The following is a 20,374-nucleotide window of genomic DNA, read 5'->3' on the forward strand; positions in this document are numbered from 1 at the left end:
CCTCTGCTCAGTGGTGGTGTTGCGCTATGGCTCAGCTTCAGTCTCGCCCCCCAATTACAGACGGCCCTCGGCACCAGGCAGCGCCGCATGAGCCAGTGAGCCTGCTGCTGCTGGTAGCGGATGGAGCTGATCGCACCCGGTTTAACCCGCCTGGGGCGATCGCTCCGCCCACCCCTGTCCTGGGCGAGGCGGCTACCCTCGCTCAAGCCCTAGACCTGTGGCTCACGGGCAGGGCAGACTGGGTCGTTTTAGACTTAGCCTGGGCCGAAGGCAGCGGGCTAGCTTTTTTGAGCACCCTGGGCGAAGGCCAGCAGCGCCCCCTGCCGGTGATCGTGCTGATTGGGCCTGGGCAGGAGCGCGCCGCCCTAGAGGCGATGAAACTCGGAGCCGCTGACTACCTCTTTGCAGAGGACTTTACCCCTGAAGATCTCTGGGCCAAGTTGAAGAAAGCTGGTTTAGGTGCGGAGCCAGCGATCGCGGCTTCCCCCGATAACGCTCGCCAGCACTATCAAAATCTGGTCGAAAATTCTCCCGATATTATTGAGCGGTTTGACCGCAGCCTGCGCCATCTCTACGTCAGCCCAGCGCTGAGCAAGGTTTTGGGCATTGATGCGACCGCCTTTGTCGGCAAGACCTGCCGCGAACTTGGTCTTGACGACACCATGGTCAACGCCTGGGAAGCTGCCGCCGCTGTAGTGCTGGCCACGGGCGAGAAACAGGCCATTGAATTTACCGTTCCCACCCTGGTTGGCGGGCGGCACTTTGAGATGGCGATCGCCCCCGAGTGGTCTGAGCAAAGCCAGATCGAGTCGCTGCTGTGCATTTCGCGCGATATCAGCGATCGCGTGGTGGCCCAGCAAACCCAGCAGCGGCTGCTCACCGCCGCCCGGTTGGCCCAGCGCGAAGCCCAGGCGATGCGCGACGGTCTAGCCCGCGTGTTTGACCGCATCAACGACGGCATTATTGCCTTTGACCACGATTCGCGCTGTGTGTACCTCAACCCCAGCGGCGAGCAAACCCTGAGGCGATCGGCGCTACAGATCCTTGGCAAACAGGTCTGGGACGAGTTCCCCGAGGCGGTGGACACCCCCATCTACCAGGTCTACCACCGCGCCATTGAGCAGCAGCAGCCCGAGTTTTTGGAATATTACTTTCCGCCCCTAGACCGCTGGTTTGAGCTGCGGCTCTACCCCGATAGCAACGGCACCACGGTCTACTTTACAGACATTAGCGATCGCAAAGCCGCCGCTGCCAGTCGCCAAAAAACCAAGCAGCTGCGCCACGAGCTAGCGCTGCTAGAACGCATCCTAGAGTCAGTTTTAGCGGGCTATTGGGATATTGATTTTGTCGCCAACACTGCTTACATGAGTCCTAGCCTCAAGCGCATGTTTGGCTACGCCGACCACGAATTGTCTGACGCCATCGACACCTGGCAGACCCTAATTTTGCCCGAGGATTTGCCTCCTACCCTAGACAACTTTTATCAGCATATTCAGAGCCGTGGCGAGGTGCCTTACTACAACGAAGTGCGCTATCGCCACAAAAACGGTTCGATTGTCTGGGTGATCTGCGCTGGCCAAGTGATTGCCTGGGATGACGTCGGTCATCCCCTACGGATGGTAGGCTGCCACGTCGATATCACCCAGCTAAAGCAGACCGAAGCCCAGCTAAGAAAAAATCGAGGTCATCTCCAGGAAGCCCAACGCATTGGTAATCTGGGCAGCTGGGAGTTTGAAGTGGCCACCGATCGCATCACCTGGTCAGAGCAGGTCTACCGCATTTTTGGCCTAGACGTAGGGGCCAACCCCCTAAGTTTTGAGGCGTTGCAAAGCTACTTCCATCCAGACGATCAAACCCGCCACCGCCAGACCGTAGAGGCCACCCTAACGACTCGCCAGCCCTACGACGACGAATTTCGCATTGTGCGCGCCGATGGTAGCCAGGGCTATATCCACGCTAGGGGCGAAGCCCTGGCCGATAGCGCTGGCCAGCTCACCCACCTGACCGGCACTGTACAGGACATCAGCGATCGCAAGCACAGCGAGGCCGCGCGCCAGCGGGCCGAAACCCAGCTGCAAGATCTGTCGCTGCGGCTGTCGCTGGCCCTAGAGTCAGGCCGCATTGGCACCTGGGACTGGGATCTCCACCAGGCGGTCCACTGGGATCAGCGCATGTACGAGATTTGGGGGTTCGAAGGCCTGGGTCGAGCCGCCGTCTTCGACGACTGGGCGGTTCGTGTGCATGGCGACGACTGGCCCACCGTGGAGGCGACCATCCACCAGGCCTTGCAAGATGGCTTGCCCTACGACATCGAGTTTCGGTTTTATCGCCCTGACGGTGAACTGCGGTGGATACGCGCTGCGGCTATGGTGCAGCGATCGCCCGCCGGAGAAGCCCAGGCGATGGTGGGCATCAACTGCGACATCACCGACCAAAAGCAGGCCGAAGCCCATCTGCGCGATTTGTCCCTGCGCTTAGATTTAGCCCTAGAGTCGGGGGGACTCGGCACCTGGGAGATGGATCTTGCGACTCTTCAGATCAACTGGGATCAGCGCATGTATGCCATCTACGGCATCCCGAATGGCAGCCAAAGTATGACCCTTGAATCCTATTGCGACAGAGTCTACAGCGAGGATTTGGAGCGGATACACGCCACCTTTGGGCGAGCGTTGAAGGACGTCGCTCCCTCCGTTCTTGAATTTCGCATTCGTCGAGGCGATGGTGAGCTGCGTTGGGTTCGGGGCACGGCGCTGGTGCAGTGCAACGACCAGGGTCAGCCACAGCGGATGATTGGCACCAACTCCGACATCACCGAGGCCAAGCGCGCTGAGCAGCAACTGCTGCGCACCACCACCCAGCTCGAAGCCTCTAACCGAGAGCTAGAGGCCTTTGCCTACTCGGTTTCCCACGACTTGCGCGCCCCCCTGCGGGCGATCGACGGGTTTAGCCGCGCCCTAGTCGAAGACTACGGCGACCAGTTTGGCGATGAGGGGCGAGATTATTTCGATCGCATTCGTCACAATGTTGGCCGCATGGGGCAGCTAATTGACGATCTGCTGCGGCTGTCGCGGGTGTCGCGTCAGGCGATGACCTATGTGCCCGTTGACCTCAGCACCCTGGTGCAGGAGCAGATCGATGGGCTGCAAGGGGTCGATGGCGATCGCACCGTCACCGTCACCATTGCCCCTGGGCTCATTGTGACCGCTGACCCAACGCTGATGCGGGTGGCGATCGCCAACCTAGTGCAAAACGCCTGGAAATTTACGGCCCACCAGCCCAGCGCCCGCCTTGAGTTTGGGCTCGAACGGCAGCGAGGTGAGCCCGTCTACTACCTGCGCGACAACGGCGCTGGGTTTGACATGGCCTACGCCGACAAGCTGTTTGGCGTGTTTCAGCGCCTGCACAACACCGACGAGTTTCCGGGCACTGGCATTGGTCTGGCGACGGTGCAGCGAGCGCTTCACCGCCAGGGGGGTCGGGTTTGGGCCGAAGGCACCATCGGGCAGGGGGCCACCTTTTACTTCACCCTGCCCCAGGCCCCGGGGGGCGAGGTACAGCCATGACGGCGCTGCGCCCGATTCTGCTGGTCGAAGACAACCCCGACGACGAGCGTCTGACCCTGCGCGCCCTGCGTCGGGGCAACCTGGCCAACCCCATCGTGGTCGCCCGCAACGGCGAAGAGGCTCTACGGCAAGTGTTAGGCTCAGCCCCCCTGCCCTGCGTGATGCTGCTCGATCTCAAGCTGCCCAAGGTCGATGGCCTAGAGGTGCTGCGGCAGATCCGCTCCGGCGATCGCACCCGACTGCTGCCGGTCGTCATTCTCACCTCGTCTAGCGAAGACCGAGATATTATTGAAAGCTACAGCCTGGGAGCAAACAGCTACGTACGCAAACCCGTCAACATTGATGAGTTTACCGAAGCCGTGCGCCAGCTCGGCCTCTATTGGGCATTGATAAGTGAGCTGCCCCCCACGTTGCCATGACTGCTGCCGAACCCCTCCGGGCGCTAATTGTAGAAGACTCTGACGACGATCTGCTGCTGCTGCTGCGCGAGCTGCGGCGGGCGGGGTTTGCCCCCACCTGGGTGCAGGTGCAGACAGCAGCCGACTTTGGCGCGGCCCTCGCCGCTGAGGACTGGGATGTGGTGCTGTCTGACTATCAGCTGCCTCAGTTCAGTGCCCCTGCCGCCCTGGAGCTGCTCCAGCAAACCCCCTGCGACCTGCCGTTTATTGTCATATCGGGCACCGTGGGGGAAGCCACCGCCGTAACGATGATGCGGGCCGGTGCCCACGACTACGTGATGAAAGACAATCTTCCACGCCTGGCTGAGGCGGTGCGGCGAGAGGTGCGCGAGGCCCACAGCCGCCGCGATCGCCGAGCGGCCATGACCGAGCTAGAGCGTACCCGCGAGCTGCTGCACCTGGCCATCGAAGGCTCAGGAATTGGCATTTGGGATTGGCAGGTGCAAACCGGGGAAGTCTGGGCTAGCGATCGCTGTGCGGCGCTGATGGGCTACAACACCGCCGACCTCGGCCCCGCCCGCATCGACACCTGGCAGCGGTTTGTCCACCCCGACGACTGGAGCCGCAAAAAGGTCGCCCTACAGCGCCATTTTGCGGGCGACACCCCCGCCTACGACTGCGAGTTTCGGCTGCGCCATCGCCAGGGCCACTGGGTGTGGGTGCTCGACCGGGGCAAGGTCGTCGAGTGGGATGCCGCCCGTCGCCCCCTGCGCATGAGCGGCACCTATACCGATATCACCGAGCGACGGCTGGCCGAAGCTGAGCACCGCCGCGTAGCCGATCAAATGCTGTTCAACAGCCTCCACGATGCCCTCACCCAGCTGCCCAACCGCAACTTTTTGATGCAACGGCTCGAACTGGCCATTCAGCGCTGCCAGCGCGGTAGCCAGCGCCAGTTTGCGGTGTTGTTTCTCGACCTAGACCACTTCAAGGTGATCAACGACAGCCTCGGCCACCTGACGGGGGATGAGGTACTGGTGCTGGTAGCCCACAAGCTGCGATCGCTGATTCGCCCCAGTGACCTGGCCGCTCGCCTCGGAGGCGACGAGTTTGTGCTATTGCTCGAAGACATCGACACCCTGCAAGAGCCCGTGCGCATCGCCGGGAGGCTGCTGCAAGAGCTGCAAGTGCCCCTGACCGTAGGCGGCCACAACGTCTTTCTCAACGCCAGCATTGGCATTGTCATGGGAGGGGGCGACTACCATACCCCTTCCGCCCCCCTGCGCGACGCCGACATTGCCATGTACCGGGCCAAGGCCCAGGGGCGCGGTCGCTACGTGGTATTTAACGAGTCAATGCACCTCCAGGCCCTACAGCGGCTCCAGCTTGAGCAGGAGCTGCGCGACGCCATCGACCAAGATCAGCTAGTGCTCTACTACCAGCCCATTTTTCACCTCAAAACCAAGGCAATCTCAGGATTTGAGGCTCTAGTGCGGTGGCAGCACCCCGATCGCGGCTTCATTGCCCCCGACAGTTTTATCCCTATCGCCGAAGAGACCGGGCTGATTGTCCCCCTCGATCGCTGGGTCTTGGGCCAGGCTGCCCAGCAGCTAGCGAGTTGGCACCAGCGCTACCCCCACCGGGCCGACCTGACGGTGAGCATCAACTTTTCGGTCAAAGATCTGCTGCGCGCCGACCTACTCAGCGACCTCACCCGTATCCTGGGGCAAACCGGGCTCCAGGGTCACCACCTCAACCTCGAAATCACCGAAAGCACCCTGATTGAAGACATTCAGGCCATGGTGACGATTTTGCAGCAGCTCAAACACCAGGGCTTTACCGTCACCATTGACGACTTTGGCACCGGCTACTCATCCCTCAGCTACCTGCATCAGCTTCCCGTCGACGCTCTCAAGATCGATCGCTCCTTTGTCATGGCCATGGAGGCCAATCGCCGCAACTCCGACATTGTGGAGACCATCATTACGCTGAGTAATCGCCTGGGGCTGGCCGCGATCGCCGAAGGGGTCGAAACCGAAGCCCAGCTCCACCACCTGCAAAACCTAGGCTGCGAGCTGGGCCAGGGCTACTGGTTTGCCAAACCCCTCCCCGCCACCGAGGCCGAGATACTGCTGCTGCCCGCCCCCACTACGGCCCCGCACTAGTCCCGCCCTGGGCTCTACTCCGGAAAGAAAAAGTCGGTGGGCTCTTCGTCCTCTTCGGCGGCAATGTAGCTGCGGTAGTATTCCTCTAGCTCGGCTGCGCCAATGGAGCGTTCGGAGGGGTTCTCAAAAAATGTTTTCACCTTCAGGTAGCGTCGCAACCCCTCAGCCCCGGCATCGTGCTGGGTAGCCGCCTTAAAGTCGTCGGGGAAGGTGTCGCTAATCTGTAGCCACGCCTCTTCTAAAACATCCTCTACGTCTTCGTTGGGGGCGCTCTCAATTAATGCCTCTAGCCCATCGAGAATGTCAATTAGCTTGAGAATTTCTGGAATTTTCTCCGAATCAGACATTGAGCCGTGCATGGATAGCGCTAAACAACCGCGAATGCTTAGGAAAATCTTAGTGGAGTATGGGCCAGTTTGATCGACCCCCGGCAGGAGAATCTACTTGCCAGCAGACAGATTCTGCCGCCCAGGGTGCTGTCATTGTCCAAAAGGATTTCCCTAAGGCATAGTGATACCGCCCTGGGGCTCTAGGGCGGCGCGCCACTCGCGCAGGCGCAGTTGGGCTTGGGCGTAGGCTTCGGTTTGGGCAGGCACGGCCTCGGCCAGGGTAATTGCTCGGCTGGGGTTGGCCACGGCTTCAGTTTCCGCCAAGCGCAGAATGTCCCAACTCCAGCGGGTGAGGGCCTGGGTGGCCTCGGCCCGCTGAGGGCTGCTCTCGGGCACCTGTTGAGCCAGCCGCACGGCATCTACCAGGGCACCCACGGTACCCGACTGAGCCACCTGGTAGGCCTGCTGCAATAGCTGCTGTCCCTGGAGCTGGCCTCGCCAGGTTTGAATGTTGGCCTGGGCATCGCTGTGCAGGGCGCGGCCTGAGCCAATGCGCGAGGCTACCGCCACAGCTTCAGCTAATCGGCCCTGGGCGGCGAGCTGACGGGCCTGGGCCAGCAGGGGGCCATCTTCGGCCCGCTGGAGGTCGGTGCGCCACTGGCTAATTTCTTTCTGGGCTTCGTCGTAGAGGGCGCGGCCTGAATCAATCTGGCGGGCAGTGGCGATCGCCCCAGCCAGATCGCCCACCTGGGCCTGCTGCTGCGCCAGACTGAGAATGGGGCGGTCTTCGGTGGTTTCGATCTGGCCTCGCCAACGGCCAATCTGAGCCTCGGTGTCATCCCAGGCCGGGTTGGCACGGGAGACTTTTTGGGCCTCAATGATGGCGGCCTGGAGGTCAGCGACGGTGCCGGGGGTCGCCACCTGCCGGGCCCACTCTAGCTGCGATCGCCCATCCACTTCTTCTTGCCAGCGGCGCATCAGGCCCTGGGCCTTGCCGTAGAGGGGGCGATCGGCCCCGATGCTTTGGAGCCGCACAATCGCTCCCTCCAGCCCGCTAATGCCGCCCTGCCACGATAGCTGGCTGGCGTCGATTAGGGTGCGCATGTCGGCAATCTCGGCCCCCATATTCAGCGCGGCTGGAATTGTCTCTAGCATTTTCCCCGCCGCCTCAGCGTCGCGCCGCTCTAGGGCGGATTCGGCCATATCTAGCAGATCGCGCCCAAACTGGCGAATTACCGCCTGCGCCTCAGCGTAGACCGGACTCTTGCTATCGATGCCCTGGGCGATCGCCAGGGCCTCCTCCATGGCTTTGACCGTGCGCTGCCGGGCCAGCTCTTTGGCCTTGCCCAGTTTGTTGAGGTCTTCGCGGGCGGCGGTAATTTTGGTGGTCAGCTTGTCGTACTTGGTGGTTTTCCAGTAGGTGTTGTCCACGTCTAGCAGCTGAATGGCCTTGGCAAAGGCATCCTGAAAAGCCAGCGTCTTGAGGTCGGCCTCGGCGGCCTGGTAAAGGGTTTCGGCCTCTTTCCAGATTTGGTTCCAGTCGCTGACCTGCTGGCTGACCAACTGGGCGGCAGCGGTGTGGTTGGGAATGCGCTGGGCGATCGCGATCGCCTCCGCCAAATCGCCCGCCTGAAATGTAGTTTCGGCCAGGGCCAGAATTTCTTCAGACCAGTCTTCAATGCGCAGGTCGATCTCGCCTCGCAACGGGTGATCCGAGGGTAGGGATTCCAGTAGGGCGATCGCCTCTAAATAGCCCTCTACCGTCGCCTGCTCGGCGTAGGCTTCGGCACACTGCAATCGGGTGGTTGCCGAGGCCGTCGGCCAAAAAATCGCCCGACAGTTGGGCAGGTTAGGAATCCGAAACAGGCTGATAGCCGACATCGCCCCCACCCCAGATACCAGCACCAAGACGCCCACCGACCAAACAGGCCAGGTTTTTGCCAGCCGCTGCACCAGCGTGCGACGCGGCTGCGGCTGCACAGGAGCGACGGCAGCACCGTTATCGGCCCGCTGCCGCAGGTCGGCCAAGGGATCGTAACGGGGCGACCCTGGGTCACGAACAGGTAAGCCCGGAGTCAACGGCACAGGCCGAACAGACCTATTGGCCCGCCCTGGATAAATCGGTCGCTCAGAGGTGTCTTGGTCTGAAGCCATGCCCGCTTCCTGAGATTGGCGTCGCTGCGGCTATTGTATCGAGCGGTTCAACCCGCCCCGCCGCAGGCACCGTGAAAGTCAGCCCTAGTATAGCCATGTCCTGTATAAACGCAAGACCCTAGCCGCCCACCTGGTCTTTGTACTCCTCGGCGGTCAGGGCGTCGTCGAGATCGTCGAGGTCGCTGGCCCTAATTTTAACCAACCAACCATCGCCGTAGGGGTCATCGCCAATCTGCTCCGGCGCTTCAATCAGCGCTTCGTTGCGCTCCAGCACCTCGCCAGAAACCGGCGATTTCAGCTCTTCTACCGCCTTGACCGACTCCACCGTGCCAAATTTTTCGCCCTTTTCGAGGCTGTCGCCGATCTCGGGCAGTTCTAAGAAAACAATGTCCCCCAATTGGTCAATGGCAAAGGCGGTAATGCCCACGGTGACAATGCCCTCGTCGTCATCGGTGCGGGCATATTCGTGGCTGTCGAGATATTTCAGGGTTTCGGGATATTCAAATGCCATGGCGTAACCTCACATCGCCCCAGGAAGAGTAGTTTGTCGCGCAGCGGTCGTACAGATGGAATGGAATCCAGTGCCAGTGTGCCATGAGTCGGCGGTTTTGGTGCAGGAATGAATAGGGAGAGAGTTTTGAGTGCTTAGTTTTGAGTTTTGAGTTTTTGTTGTAACCCACAGCATTCAAAACTCAAAATTCAACATTCAAAACTGTTTATTCCCATCTCACTTCGCTCGATAAAATGGCCGCTTCACCACCGTCGCCCCCTGGGGTTCTCCGCGCACCTCGACCTCAAGGGCTTGCCCTACCTTCGCCAGGGGGGCGGCGACGTAGGCGAGGGCGATGGGGATATTTAGCGTGGGGGCCAGGGTGCCGCTGGTGACGGTGCCAACGCGATCGCCCTGATCCAGCACCGGATAGTCGTGACGGGCGATGTGGCGACCCGCCATCGCCAGGCCCACCAGGCGACGGCTGACGCCCTCGGCTCGCTGCTGCTCCAGCACCGATCGCCCCACAAAATCCCCCTTTTCATCCAGGTGCACCAGCCAGCCCAAGCCCGCCTCCAGCGGGGTGGTGGTGTCGTTAATGTCTTGGCCGTAGAGGGCCATGGCCGCCTCCAGCCGCAGGGTATCGCGCGCGCCGAGGCCGCAGGGGGCGGCACCGGCCTCGGTCAGGGTCTGCCACAGGGCTAGGGCGGTGTCGGGATCGGTCATGATTTCAAAGCCGTCTTCGCCGGTATATCCGGTGCGGGCGACCCAGGCTAGCTGTCCCAGCAGAGCCGTGTCACGGTGGGCAAAGCGGCCCAGGGCGCTCAGATCGAGAACGGTATGGGGTTGGAGGAGGCTAGCGGCGGCGGGGCCTTGGAGGGAAATGAGGGCGCGATCGCGCGATTCGTCTATCAGCTCAATCCCTTTATCGGCCAGGTGCTCTAGCAGCCAGTTTTTGTCTTTATCGGTAGTGGCGGCGTTGACGATCAGCGCTACGGTTTCCGCACCTGTTCCTGAGCGGGCGGGCGGCGACTTGAGGTAGACAATCAAATCGTCGATGATGCCGCCTTCGGGGTTGAGCAGCACGGTGTACTGGGCCTGGCCCTGGGTGAGCCGCTCTAGGTTTGAGGGCACCAGGGTTTGCAGGGCCGCTATCACCCCCGGCCCCCGCAGCTCAAACTTACCCATGTGGGAGATGTCAAACAGCCCAGCCCGCTGCCGCACCGCCTGGTGTTCCTGCTTGATGCCGCCAAACTGCACGGGCATCGACCAGCCAGCAAACTCGGTCATGCGCGCCTTCTGATCGACGCAGGCAGAATAGAGAGGCGTTTGCAATAATGTCATGGGGGGGAACTCTAAGGCCATTCAGAGTGTACTGAGAAAACCTCTGTCTGATTAAGGCTTTACACCCTTGCCGCCCCAGCTTCTTTTGGTAAAGGTTAAAAGTCTGCGGTTACAAGTTGCCCTGCCGTTGGGCGCAGGGTGCCCTGACTCGAGCGGTAAGGTCAACTACCCACCGCAGGTATAGCCGTCGCCAGATCGGTTAGGACATTCTGCACAATCCCTTGGAGCGAGGGCTATAGGCCAGGGCGCTGCCACAGTTTTTGCCCATGGTAGTGATTTGTGTCCTAAGCGCAGTGGCCAACGTTATATAACGCCTGTTCCCTTAGTTGTGTTTCCCATGATTGCTCTTATGCCCCACGGGTCTTGTTTCCTGTGGGATCCTCAGCTGACATCCCTGCATGTGGCCAGCGATCTGGCCGTCGCCGTCGCCTACTTTTCGATTCCGCTGCTGCTCCTCCTCAACCGACAGCACATCGACCTTCAGATTCGGCCGGTGCTGCTGCTCTTTGCGGCGTTTATTTTTAGCTGTGGCATTGGCCACGGCCTGCGCGTGTGGAATATCTGGCACACCAACTACTGGCTCGAAGGTGGTTGGACCTGGATTACCGCCGTGATCAGCCTCTACACCGCCTGGGAACTCAAGGCCCTAGTGCCGCAGCTACTCAACACCCACAAAGATCTAGTCACTATTCGGGCGCTGGTGGAGCAAGACCCCCTCACCGGCATTGCCAACCGTCGGGGGCTAGAGGCAGCTCTGACGGCCCTGGTCTATCAACCCGGAGCCACGGGGCACACCCTCATGCTGCTCGACCTCGACGGGTTCAAAGAGATCAACGACACCTACGGCCACAGCGCAGGCGACCAGCTACTTCAGGCCGTTGGGCAGGTGCTCAGTCACCAGATTCGCACCACTGACCTGGCGGCCCGCATTGGCGGTGACGAGTTTGCCCTGCTGATGGTGGGCTGCCTGCCCGAAGAAGCCCTGGATAAGGCCGAGGTCATTCGCCAAGAGATTTTACAGATTACCATGCCCCAGCTCCAGCCACCCAGCCGTTGCCCACTGGTTTCAGTCAGCATTGGCCTCAGTGGCTTTACCTCCGACCAGGGCGTCACCCAGAGCTACCAACAGGCCAACGCAGCCCTCTACGCGGCTAAGTACAACGGCAAAAACCAGATTAAGCTAGCCTCTCCGGTGACGGCATAGATCTGCCACAGATCTGCTCTAGTTTTTGATAAACCCACCTAAGTCGGGGCGGTAGCGCGCCACAAATCCACCCCGGGCGTCATACACCGCCACCTGACGATCAACCTGGTGGCTGGTGGTAATAATTTGCTCAATTAGCTGCTGGGAGCCAGGGTTAAGCTGGTTGGTGAAGGCAAAGGTGCCGTCCGCCGCCGGGGGGGTAATAGATTGGCGCAGAGGTTCGGCGTACTGGCTAGAGAGCACCACGCGAATTTGGCTGGCGTCTTCGCGCACTGTGCAGGGGGTGGCTGAAGATTCGCAGAGCTGGGCCAGGTTAGTGGTGAGAGTTTGCAGGGCCACGGCAGTGCGGAGGCGGTTTTGGGCGTTGGCCAGGGCTGGCTGATAGGTCTCTAGCAGCACCCCACCCTCCGCCGCCAAGATGGTGTCGGAGGGAATTTGCTGGGCACTGGCCACCGCCTGACGCCACTGGCTCACGGCCAGAGTCCACTGGCCCTTGGCCTCGGCAGCGGCGGCGCTGCGGGCGGCCTGCACGGCCTGGTGATAGTTGCTGGCACCGGCCTCTTCTAGGGTAGAGCGGTTGCTGGCGCGGTTAATCTGGGCTTGGTAGTCTCTGAGCTGAGCCTGGGCTTCGTCATAGACCATGGTGCCTCGAGGAATCAGCGACAGCCCGTTAATGGCTGCCTGCCACTCTTTGGCGGCCAGTTGCCAGCCTGCCAGAGAATTGGCGGTTTCCATCCGCTGACGGGCCAGATCGCCGGTTTGAATGGCGGTGCTAAAGTTGGCCTCGGCTTCCTCTTCGGCAATGATGCGGCGGCCAATGGCGCTGTAGTTAGCTCGGTATTCGCGCAGCTTTTGCTGGCTGTGGTCAAAGGCCGGGCTGTCGGCAGAAACGGTACTGAGCTGGTCGATCGCCTGTTGCCAGAGCATATGTACCTTCACCCACCGCTCCACCGGGTGAGGCGGGGATTGGCTCAGGTTGGCCGCCTCGTTGGCCAGCGCCTGGGCGCGAACAATGGCGTTGAGGAAGACAATGTTGCCCTCATAGCGCACCAGGTCGCCCTGGGCTATGTCGTAGTGAGCCGACCAGGTGGGAATGGGGGTCAGCAGATCGATCGCCGTTTGGAGGTCGGCCTGGGCCGTGGCCAGGTCATCGCCGGTCGGGGTGCCGACTAGGGTGGCCTGGGCCAGCTCGTAGTGCTCGGTGGCCTGATCGAGGCGATCGCACCCCCCGACCACACAGGGCCGCGACAGGGCATAGGCAAAGGCTCCGCTGCCCACCAAAATGAGCCCCGCCAGGCCATAGCTCCAGTAGTCGCGCAGCGATCGCAGCCCCTGGCGAGCCCAGATCTGGCTGCGCTCACTCCAACCGGGGCCTGGAGGCGGCTGCACCGCCGTGTCGGGCAGCGCCAGGGCCGCATCGCTAAACCCCAGCCCAGGAGCATCGGTTCTGGCATTGACAGCGGCAGCCCTGACGTCGGGTTCAAAAGCCCCAGCCTCAGCCAGGTCGTCGGGGCGATCGCTGACGACGGCATCGACCTCGGCATCAGCCCCATCATCGACAAAGGGCATGGCAGCTACCGGAAAAATGACCTGCACCGCATCCTGGGGGTGCCAGGTAAACGTGTGCATGGCGTAGGGCTGAGCGACTGCCTTGAGCTTGAGGTAAACCCGCACCGCCAAGGCATCGACCGCCGCCCAGTCGGCCTCTGGCAGCCCCACCGTCGGCACCAGCTCCCGAAACGCCGACTCCAGATCTTTCAGTAAGTCGCTGGGGGCACCCACCTCAGGGGCTCTGTGCTCCGCCAGCAAAAGCAACCGCCCCGCCCGCTCAGAGCAGTCGAGGGTCAGCCCCGGATGGAGGCGCGTCTCTTTGAGGTAAGCGGCAAAGGCCCGCTGCAGCGGTTCAAAGCCGGTGTGGGTAGAAGGTGATAGTGAGGTCATAGCGTACCGATGGATATTGCCCCAAGCCGTAATGCTCCAAAGCGTGAACGATCAAACCGAACAACCCAGGTGGAGAATTCTGAGCCGTTTTCTGAGCCGTTTAAAGTGCTCCCAGGCCTAGGCTAAATCCTCAGTCCTACTGGTGCTGGGAACCGCCGCACCAGGCCTGGGGTCTATCCCAAGGACTGACCCAATTAGGGCACGGACTTCCTTAGTGAGTATGCTAGTGCAAGGTTGATATTCTGCGACAAGATATCTGGGGTAATAGATCGCGGTGCTGATTCTAATTGTGGAAGACGAAGCCGAAATTGCCCGCCTGATTCGGCTTTACCTCGAAAAAGAGGGCTTTACCTGTGAGGTCTGCGACGACGGCGAAACTGCCCTGCGCTACCAGCAGACGCTCCAGCCCGATCTGATGATTCTCGACGTCATGCTGCCCAAGCTCGACGGTCTGGAGGTGTGCGCCCGGGTGCGCCAGGGGCCAGGAGCCAAAGACCCCTACATTCTCATGCTTACCGCCCGGGGCGAAGAAATCGATCGCATCATTGGTCTGTCTACCGGGGCCGACGACTATCTGGTCAAGCCCTTTAGCCCCAGGGAACTGGTGGCCCGGGTGCGCGCCCTGCTGCGCCGCAGCCTGCGCCACAGCCAGGAGGCCCCGGCTCAGACCTACCGCACGGCTCACTTTAGCCTTGACCTCGATCAGCGCACCGCCCACCGCCAGGGCGACTCTAGCGACCTAGAACTGCTCGATCTCACCCCGCTGGAGTTTGACCTGCTGGCCACCTTCATGAGCTACCCTGGCCGGGTCTGGAGCCGCCACCACCTGATCGAAAAACTCTGGGGCGAAGACTTCTTTGGCGACGAGCGCGTCGTCGATACCCACATTGCCCGCCTGCGCAAAAAAGTTGAACCCGACTCGTCGCAACCTACTTTTGTCAAAACCGTGACCGGCGTAGGGTACCGGTTTGAGGATGACGCGGTGTAGGGGAGTGGGTGAGTTAGGGACGTTTGTGCAGGCTCAAGCCCATGAGGTGTGCGTCAATGTTGGGCTCGCTAGTGGTCAGGCTGAGGTGCAAACGGCCTTCGGTCACGGTGATAGGATAGGGGCCGTAGCGTGCCCAGCCTCGATGGGGAAGATAGCCAAGGCCCTGGGCCACGGACTGCCCAGCTACCCGCAGTTCTAGGCTGTGCCAGTGGGTTTTGTAGTTTTCTATGATCCACAGGTAGAGGTCGTAGCTGTCGTTGGGCAGGGGTTGCTCAAGCTCTAGGGTCTGTGGCTTAAAGATGACGGAGTTCAGCATGATGCGTGTCTCCCAACTGACGTAGGGATCGGGCACGCAGTAGGTGGTGGCAGCGGTGGCTCCCGGCGTGGCCAGCCCCGTCGCCAGGGCCTCTGGGTATGACTGCCAGCGATCGCCCCCGATTTCCACTGCCTCGCCGCCAAAGTTGATGCCCTTGATAAACTCCCCCGGCAGGCGCGCCATCGCTGGCGCGGGCCTAACCCAGTCTCGCAGGGTGACGTAGAGCTTAAACAGCAGCACTTTCAACGGGTTAGCCATGGGGCAGATCAGCTCGACAGATCGCTCCAATCCTACAAACTGGGCGCTTGGCAGAGTTAGAAGAAACACTACCAGGGACGAAAATTCACCGTTTCTTCAGTTCCTCTCATCTTCTCGGGTTGGCCCGGTGTCAACCTGCCGCTACCCGCTACTATGGGGGACTGCCAACACTATTAAACGTTTCAGCCATGGGCCTTTGGCAGCTCGAGCACATTCGCATCATCCTGGTCGAGCCAGCGGGGCCGCTGAACGTGGGAGCTACGGCGCGGGTGATGAAGAATATGGGTCTGCGCCACCTAATGCTGGTCAATCCCCAGTGTGATGCGGCCTCGGAGGAGGCCCAGCGGATGGCGGTGCATGGCGGCGATGTGCTGGCAGCGGCGACCACGGTGTCGAGCCTGCCGGAGGCGATCGCGGGGTGTGAGCGGGCGATCGCCACCACTGGTCGCCTGCACCGCCAAGACCAGCCCCTAGAGCTGCCGGAAACCGCCCTACCCTGGCTGCTGCCCCCCACCCCAGCCGAGAGCTTTGCCGCCGCTCTGATCTTTGGCCCCGAAGACCGGGGGCTGAGCAACGATGAGCTGGTCTATGCCCAGCGCTGGGTACGCATTCCGGCCAGCGACAGCTACCCGTCGCTGAATCTGGCCCAGGCGGTGGCGGTCTGTGCCTATTTGCTCCATCGAGGGGCGATCGCCGAGGCGCTAGGAGAATCGTTTTCGGCAGTGGGGGTAGCCGCGACGGCGGGGCATTTAGCGCCTCTAGAGCAGATAGAGGGCTTTTATCAAGATTTGGAAATCGTTTTGCTGAAAATCGGTTATCTTTACCCCCATACCGCCGCAAGCCGCATGGCTAAACTGCGGCGATTGCTGCATCGAGCCGGTCCCGATCGCCAAGAATTGGCTATGCTTAGGGGCGTTTTGCGGCAGATCAACTGGGCAGCCAGTCAGCTTCCCAACGACTACTAACCCTCGATCGCAGCGGCAAACGGGTGAACGGGCACACAGGGCGAAAGGCACAGGGCGAACGACCATGGCACAGTACGACGATCCTCGAAATTCAGCTTCGGCAGGCCGTCCTGAGGCGGGCTCGCCCTGGGGAGAGTCGGCTCCAGGGTCTAGCCCGGGCCGCGACGGGCTTCAGCTACCGGGCGAAGCCGACTCCGGCGGCTGGGGCAACGACGGCCAGCGCCCGTCGCCCGTGGCTCGTCGTCGCAACCAGTGGCGGCAACACCAGCAGCTCGCCCCAGACTTTGGCCCAGCCCCAGTAGAGCCCGAGATTGAGCCGGTCATGCGCCCCACCGCCCGCAACGCCTCGCTGCCAACCTTGCGCCGGGGCCCAGCTCAGCCCCAGCCGACCAGCCCCAGGCCCGCTGCCTCCAAGGGACGGATTTTTGAACCGCGCCCGGCTCGTGTGGTTCAGGCGGCTCCGCCGAGCCCGGCTCGCCCTGGTGCTCCGCCGCTGCAAATGCACCCCCACAGCATTCACCCCAGCACGTTAAATCCCAACGGTGCGATCGCTCCAGCGAGAGGGCAAACCACCCCCAGAGCCCTGCCCCCCAACGTCACCCCCCTACGTCCCCCATCTCGGCGAACGGCGGCTCCCACGGCTCCCCGCCCCCAGCGGGCTGGCCTATCGGCTCCCGGCACGCTGGAAGAGGCGGCTACCCCCGGCGGCGCAGGCGATAGTTCGCTGCCGCCCCGACGATCGCGCGCGGCGACGGCCCGACGACGGCTGGCCAACCCGCCCCTGCCGCTGCTCTACCTGATTCGGCTAATTATTTTGGGGGTGGGGGTAGCGGCGATCGCCGGCACCCTGCTCTCGGTGCTCAGCCCCAGCAACATGGCTGCCCCCGGCGAAGCCCCGACCCCCACCGCCCAGGGCAACACCAGGCGCACCACGGGTTCTCTGGTGCAGGGCACCGCCGCCACCGTGGCCGACCTGCGCCTGACCGGCGAAATTTCTCACCTCAAGGGCGAGCTGGAGCAGTTAGCCACCCTGACTCCGGGCCTCACCCCGGTCGGCTTTGCCGTTGATCTCGACTCTGGTCAGTATGTTGATTTAGGCGGAGCCGAACCCGTCGCCTCAGCTAGCACCATTAAGGTGCCGATCTTGGTGGCCTTTTTGCAGCAGGTCGACGCGGGCACCCTAGCCCTCAACCAATCCATGGCCCTGCAAGAGGAGTATATGGCAAACGGCTCAGGCACCCTGCGCGGCGAAGCGGTGGGCACCGAATACACCGCCCTAGAGATCGCCACCCGCATGATTGTGACTAGCGACAACACCGCCACCAACATGATGATTGCCTCCCTGGGAGGCATTGAGGCGCTCAACCAAACCTTTGCCGCCTGGGGGCTAGAGCACACCGTGCTGCGCAACGCTCTGCCCGATCTAGACGGCACCAACACCACCAGCGCCAAAGACCTGACCCTGCTGATGGCCCTGATCGACCAAGGGGGGCTGCTGACGCCCCGATCGCGCGATCGCCTGTTTAGCATCATGCAGCGCACTGAGAATGGCAGCCTGATTCCCTCCGGCATTCGCGATGGCTCACTGCTGGCCAACAAGACCGGCGATATCTCGGCCATGCTGGGCGATGTTGCCCTGGTCGATGTGCCCAACGGCAAGCGCTACGCCCTGGCGGTACTGGTGCAGCGCCCCGCCAACGACGGTCGCGCCAGCGAGCTGATTCGCCGCATGACCGAAACCATCCACGCCGAAATGGCCCAGCCTGTGGCCCCCGTCGGTGGCGGCAGCACCAACCCCGCCCCGCTCAGCCCCCCCGGAGAGTTTGAGACTGAACCTCTACCAGAGGAGTTTGAGACTCAAACTCCCCAGGAATACGAGGATCCCTATGCCCCAGCCCCAGTGGATTTGGCCCCACCTGACCGGGCACCGGCGCGGGATGAAATTCCGCCAGGTTAGAGAGCATGGGTGAGGAAGGTGAGGGATTAGGACAGAACAACTATCTTCCCTATCTCCCTCATCCTCCCTATCTTCCTCACGTCCCCCTCATTCTCAATACAAAAACCGCTCGTGGCGAATCACATCTTCGCCTTCGAGCTGGTCGTAGCTACCGCCGTTCACCTGGTACACCGCTAGGGCCTGATCGCTAACGTGGTATTGCTGGTTGCCGTCAATGGCGATGTAGGTACCCTGGCTATCGCGCACGTCGGTGGTAGTGAGGGTTTTGTTGTTGGTTTTGTTGGTGCCGATGTAGCTTAGCCCCTGGGGGGTTTGGCACAAGTGGATGTTAAAAGACTTGGTTTCAAAAAACGCCTCTGGTCGATTGTCTCCACAAGGGCCAGTGGTGATTTCTTCAGAGCTGGGAGACGGCGCAGCGACCTGGGCGCTGGTGTCGATAAAGTCGCCCCGTACCCAGCCCTCGGCTTCGGACTGAGCAAACTTGACGTAGTACCAGCTCAGGCCTCCTTCACCCTCGGCCAGGCGCAGCAGCGTCACTACGTCGCCGCCGAGGCCGTAGCCCCGCGAGTCAGATTGGGTAGTGGGCTGCGATCGCAGATTCACTTGCGACCCCTCCCCCTGAGTCACTAGCTGAGCGGTGCGAATGGGGTCAATGGGTGTCGAGCGATAACCACCGTCCTCCGCCAGTGCCGCCGCCTCGGTTGCAGCCGTGGGCGTGCTCTCGACCCCACCAGAAGCCGCGTCAGAGACCTCAGCCCCCCGGTTGCAGCCACCCAGTAGAACGAGCAGCAGCAGTCCCAGACCCAGTTTGGCGTTTCCCGAACCCAACCCCATGCGTGACCTCTCGACCAAATGTCGCCGCTAATGGTAGCGCAATCAGGGGAAGTGGGGAGAAGGGGAAGAGTTTTGAGTTTTAAGTGCTTAGCTTTGCATTCAAAACTCAAAGCTCAAAATTCAAAACTGCCCCCTAAGCGTCCCACTTCACCTTAAAGAGGCGAAACAGCTCATAGTCTTTGGTGGAAACGACCCTTGCGCCCTCAGCTTTGACTAGGGCGGGCCAGCGATCGAGAGCTTCTAGATGCACCTCGGCCCCCAGGTAGGTTTCAAGGATGGCCCAGGGTTCGGCCAGCTCGGCTTCGGGGTTGATGGCGTCGAACAAAAACCAGCCGCCGGGCTTGAGGACCTTTTTTACCTGTTGCAGCACCGTGGCCCAATAGTCAGCGGGGTAATAGCAGCTGACGCCCGTGGCGATCGCCATGTCGAAGGTGTGGGGCTCATACTCCAGCCGATGGGCGGGGCCTTGGGTGACGCCTTTGAACAGCTTCGAGTTGAGCTGGGGGCCGCGAGCGGTCAGCGCCGCGCAGGCCACGGAGCTAATCTCGTGGCCCTGAAACAGGGCATCCCACTCGCGCCATGGGTAGATCAAAAAGCTGATGCCGCAGCCGATATCCAGGCAGCGATCGCGCTTGCGGGGCTTCACCGACTCCCAAAAGGGCGTCGAGATCCGCGGCGTCAGCGTACCGGCAATCCAGTCTTGAAACACCGCCATTTCTTCTACCTCGGGGGGCAGGTCAAAGGCCTTGCCGGCGAATTCCTGGTCGTAGCGCTGGGAAACAGCTTGTACCTGAGCCCCCCAGGGAGAGGGGTCGGCGGCGGGCAGGCGGCTCATCCTTTCAACGCTCGGTTAAAGTTTTGGCGGTACGACTTATTGAGGGCCAAGAACAGCGGCCACAGTAGGGTGAATTTAACCCTGCCGTCGGTAAAGTTGGTGCGGTTGAATCCCGTCCAAAACTTAAAGGCCCCACCGCCATAGATAACGGCCAACAAAAGCGCGATCAATGTACCCATAGTCACTGCTCCTTTCTACCCGGTTCACCTATGCTTCTACAATACCAACGTTGCTTCCGGTTGCCCGCCATTGCCTTAATTTTCCAAACGTTTGCTCCCCAAGGCGCGGCGGAAGAGAACGGTTGTGGCAGAGCAAAACAGATTTGACCTGGATAGAACGTAGCTCTGAATACATTTACTCCAATCTATCCTTAAGTGGATCAATGCCGGATTAATGTTATAGATATCCCTGTCGATGGTTGTGCTCGGTGTTTGGTTGAGAGCCCTAGCTAGATCTGGGGCAACCCCATCAGGAATGTTTACGCAGCAAGGAGACTCTATGCGCGCAGTGCTAATGGCCGGTGGTTCAGGAACACGACTTGGAAGGTTAATGTGACATCACTGAGAATCGGATCCAGTATTGAGGGATTCGTCAGGATGAGGGTTGATGATGTGGCCGCTAGTGGGGATACCG

Annotated in this window: 16 protein-coding genes; 7 read left to right on the plus strand and 9 right to left on the minus strand. The window is 61.3% G+C overall.

The features are described 5' to 3' along the window. The first annotated feature begins 26 nt into the window (after positions 1 to 26). From H6G07_RS18020 to H6G07_RS18030, 3 genes are read left to right on the plus strand one after another with little or no spacing between them, the layout of a single operon-like run. Complete coding sequence (locus H6G07_RS18020) at positions 27 to 3,563, plus strand: PAS domain-containing protein (RefSeq protein ID WP_073609339.1); 3,537 nt, start codon at positions 27 to 29, stop codon at positions 3,561 to 3,563. Beyond that, positions 3,560 to 3,982: a response regulator gene (locus tag H6G07_RS18025; RefSeq protein ID WP_073609340.1), complete on the plus strand. Its 423-nt coding sequence runs from the start codon at positions 3,560 to 3,562 to the stop codon at positions 3,980 to 3,982. The genes H6G07_RS18020 and H6G07_RS18025 overlap by 4 nt, the downstream gene beginning before the upstream one ends. Then, complete coding sequence (locus H6G07_RS18030; RefSeq protein WP_073609341.1) at positions 3,979 to 6,126, plus strand: putative bifunctional diguanylate cyclase/phosphodiesterase; 2,148 nt, start codon at positions 3,979 to 3,981, stop codon at positions 6,124 to 6,126. The genes H6G07_RS18025 and H6G07_RS18030 overlap by 4 nt, the downstream gene beginning before the upstream one ends. A gap of 14 nt (positions 6,127 to 6,140) precedes the next feature. Here H6G07_RS18030 and H6G07_RS18035 read toward each other — a convergent pair whose 3' ends face one another. The 4 genes from H6G07_RS18035 to gcvT all read right to left on the minus strand — a co-directional run bounded on the left by H6G07_RS18035 (position 6,141) and on the right by gcvT (position 10,443). Next, complete coding sequence (locus H6G07_RS18035; RefSeq protein ID WP_073609342.1) at positions 6,141 to 6,473, minus strand: hypothetical protein; 333 nt, start codon at positions 6,471 to 6,473, stop codon at positions 6,141 to 6,143. Between the two features lie 153 nt (positions 6,474 to 6,626). After that, positions 6,627 to 8,609: an ATP-binding protein gene (locus H6G07_RS18040; protein WP_139297086.1), complete on the minus strand. Its 1,983-nt coding sequence runs from the start codon at positions 8,607 to 8,609 to the stop codon at positions 6,627 to 6,629. 118 nt (positions 8,610 to 8,727) lie between these two features. Next, positions 8,728 to 9,120: a glycine cleavage system protein GcvH gene (gcvH, locus tag H6G07_RS18045; RefSeq protein WP_073609344.1), complete on the minus strand. Its 393-nt coding sequence runs from the start codon at positions 9,118 to 9,120 to the stop codon at positions 8,728 to 8,730. Positions 9,121 to 9,336: 216 nt separating this feature from the next. Next, complete coding sequence (gcvT, locus tag H6G07_RS18050; RefSeq protein WP_084173289.1) at positions 9,337 to 10,443, minus strand: glycine cleavage system aminomethyltransferase GcvT; 1,107 nt, start codon at positions 10,441 to 10,443, stop codon at positions 9,337 to 9,339. Positions 10,444 to 10,780: 337 nt separating this feature from the next. Between gcvT and H6G07_RS18055 the strand changes: the two genes are divergently transcribed. Continuing rightward, positions 10,781 to 11,647, plus strand: a complete 867-nt coding sequence (locus H6G07_RS18055; protein ID WP_084173281.1) for a GGDEF domain-containing protein — start codon at positions 10,781 to 10,783, stop codon at positions 11,645 to 11,647. 18 nt (positions 11,648 to 11,665) lie between these two features. Here the strand turns inward: H6G07_RS18055 and H6G07_RS18060 are convergent, their stop codons facing one another. Continuing rightward, positions 11,666 to 13,588: a hypothetical protein gene (locus tag H6G07_RS18060; protein WP_073609346.1), complete on the minus strand. Its 1,923-nt coding sequence runs from the start codon at positions 13,586 to 13,588 to the stop codon at positions 11,666 to 11,668. A 274-nt stretch (positions 13,589 to 13,862) separates the two neighbouring features. Between H6G07_RS18060 and H6G07_RS18065 the strand changes: the two genes are divergently transcribed. Continuing rightward, positions 13,863 to 14,576 carry a response regulator transcription factor gene (locus H6G07_RS18065; RefSeq protein WP_084173283.1) on the plus strand — a complete coding sequence of 238 codons (714 nt, stop codon included), beginning with the start codon at positions 13,863 to 13,865 and terminating at the stop codon, positions 14,574 to 14,576. A 13-nt stretch (positions 14,577 to 14,589) separates the two neighbouring features. Here the strand turns inward: H6G07_RS18065 and H6G07_RS18070 are convergent, their stop codons facing one another. Beyond that, complete coding sequence (locus H6G07_RS18070; protein WP_139297087.1) at positions 14,590 to 15,150, minus strand: hypothetical protein; 561 nt, start codon at positions 15,148 to 15,150, stop codon at positions 14,590 to 14,592. Between the two features lie 188 nt (positions 15,151 to 15,338). On the opposite strand from H6G07_RS18070, the gene H6G07_RS18075 reads away from it, so the two are divergent. Together H6G07_RS18075 and H6G07_RS18080 are read left to right on the plus strand one after the other, a co-directional pair. Continuing rightward, positions 15,339 to 16,115, plus strand: a complete 777-nt coding sequence (locus tag H6G07_RS18075) for an RNA methyltransferase (RefSeq protein WP_073609349.1) — start codon at positions 15,339 to 15,341, stop codon at positions 16,113 to 16,115. Between the two features lie 64 nt (positions 16,116 to 16,179). Continuing rightward, positions 16,180 to 18,072 (plus strand): serine hydrolase, encoded by a 1,893-nt coding sequence (locus tag H6G07_RS18080; protein WP_073609350.1) that lies wholly within the window; start codon positions 16,180 to 16,182, stop codon positions 18,070 to 18,072. 93 nt (positions 18,073 to 18,165) lie between these two features. On the opposite strand, the gene H6G07_RS18085 is transcribed toward H6G07_RS18080, so the two are convergent. From H6G07_RS18085 to H6G07_RS18095, 3 genes are all read right to left on the minus strand, one after another. Continuing rightward, entirely contained in the window at positions 18,166 to 18,906 is a 741-nt protein-coding gene (locus H6G07_RS18085; RefSeq protein ID WP_073609351.1) for an SH3 domain-containing protein, read from the minus strand. Between the two features lie 133 nt (positions 18,907 to 19,039). Next, positions 19,040 to 19,741: a class I SAM-dependent methyltransferase gene (locus H6G07_RS18090; protein ID WP_073609352.1), complete on the minus strand. Its 702-nt coding sequence runs from the start codon at positions 19,739 to 19,741 to the stop codon at positions 19,040 to 19,042. Continuing rightward, positions 19,738 to 19,920 (minus strand): hypothetical protein, encoded by a 183-nt coding sequence (locus H6G07_RS18095; RefSeq protein ID WP_073609353.1) that lies wholly within the window; start codon positions 19,918 to 19,920, stop codon positions 19,738 to 19,740. The genes H6G07_RS18090 and H6G07_RS18095 overlap by 4 nt, the downstream gene beginning before the upstream one ends. Positions 19,921 to 20,374: the final 454 nt, after the last annotated feature.

Source organism: Phormidium tenue FACHB-1052 (assembly GCF_014696675.1).
Lineage (GTDB): Bacteria > Cyanobacteriota > Cyanobacteriia > Phormidesmidales > Phormidesmidaceae > Nodosilinea > Nodosilinea tenuis_A.

Bases quoted from the DNA above. Each gene is read 5' to 3' on its own strand.
- H6G07_RS18020 (WP_073609339.1), top strand. From the start codon at position 27: ATGGCTCAGCTTCAGTCTCGCCCCCCAATTACAGACGGCCCTCGGCAC.
- H6G07_RS18025 (WP_073609340.1), top strand. From the start codon at position 3,560: ATGACGGCGCTGCGCCCGATTCTGCTGGTCGAAGACAACCCCGACGAC.
- H6G07_RS18030 (WP_073609341.1), top strand. From the start codon at position 3,979: ATGACTGCTGCCGAACCCCTCCGGGCGCTAATTGTAGAAGACTCTGAC.
- H6G07_RS18035 (WP_073609342.1), bottom strand. From the start codon at position 6,473: ATGTCTGATTCGGAGAAAATTCCAGAAATTCTCAAGCTAATTGACATT.
- H6G07_RS18040 (WP_139297086.1), bottom strand. From the start codon at position 8,609: ATGGCTTCAGACCAAGACACCTCTGAGCGACCGATTTATCCAGGGCGG.
- gcvH (WP_073609344.1), bottom strand. From the start codon at position 9,120: ATGGCATTTGAATATCCCGAAACCCTGAAATATCTCGACAGCCACGAA.
- gcvT (WP_084173289.1), bottom strand. From the start codon at position 10,443: ATGACATTATTGCAAACGCCTCTCTATTCTGCCTGCGTCGATCAGAAG.
- H6G07_RS18055 (WP_084173281.1), top strand. From the start codon at position 10,781: ATGATTGCTCTTATGCCCCACGGGTCTTGTTTCCTGTGGGATCCTCAG.
- H6G07_RS18060 (WP_073609346.1), bottom strand. From the start codon at position 13,588: ATGACCTCACTATCACCTTCTACCCACACCGGCTTTGAACCGCTGCAG.
- H6G07_RS18070 (WP_139297087.1), bottom strand. From the start codon at position 15,150: ATGGCTAACCCGTTGAAAGTGCTGCTGTTTAAGCTCTACGTCACCCTG.
- H6G07_RS18075 (WP_073609349.1), top strand. From the start codon at position 15,339: ATGGGCCTTTGGCAGCTCGAGCACATTCGCATCATCCTGGTCGAGCCA.
- H6G07_RS18080 (WP_073609350.1), top strand. From the start codon at position 16,180: ATGGCACAGTACGACGATCCTCGAAATTCAGCTTCGGCAGGCCGTCCT.
- H6G07_RS18085 (WP_073609351.1), bottom strand. From the start codon at position 18,906: ATGGGGTTGGGTTCGGGAAACGCCAAACTGGGTCTGGGACTGCTGCTG.
- H6G07_RS18090 (WP_073609352.1), bottom strand. From the start codon at position 19,741: ATGAGCCGCCTGCCCGCCGCCGACCCCTCTCCCTGGGGGGCTCAGGTA.
- H6G07_RS18095 (WP_073609353.1), bottom strand. From the start codon at position 19,920: ATGGGTACATTGATCGCGCTTTTGTTGGCCGTTATCTATGGCGGTGGG.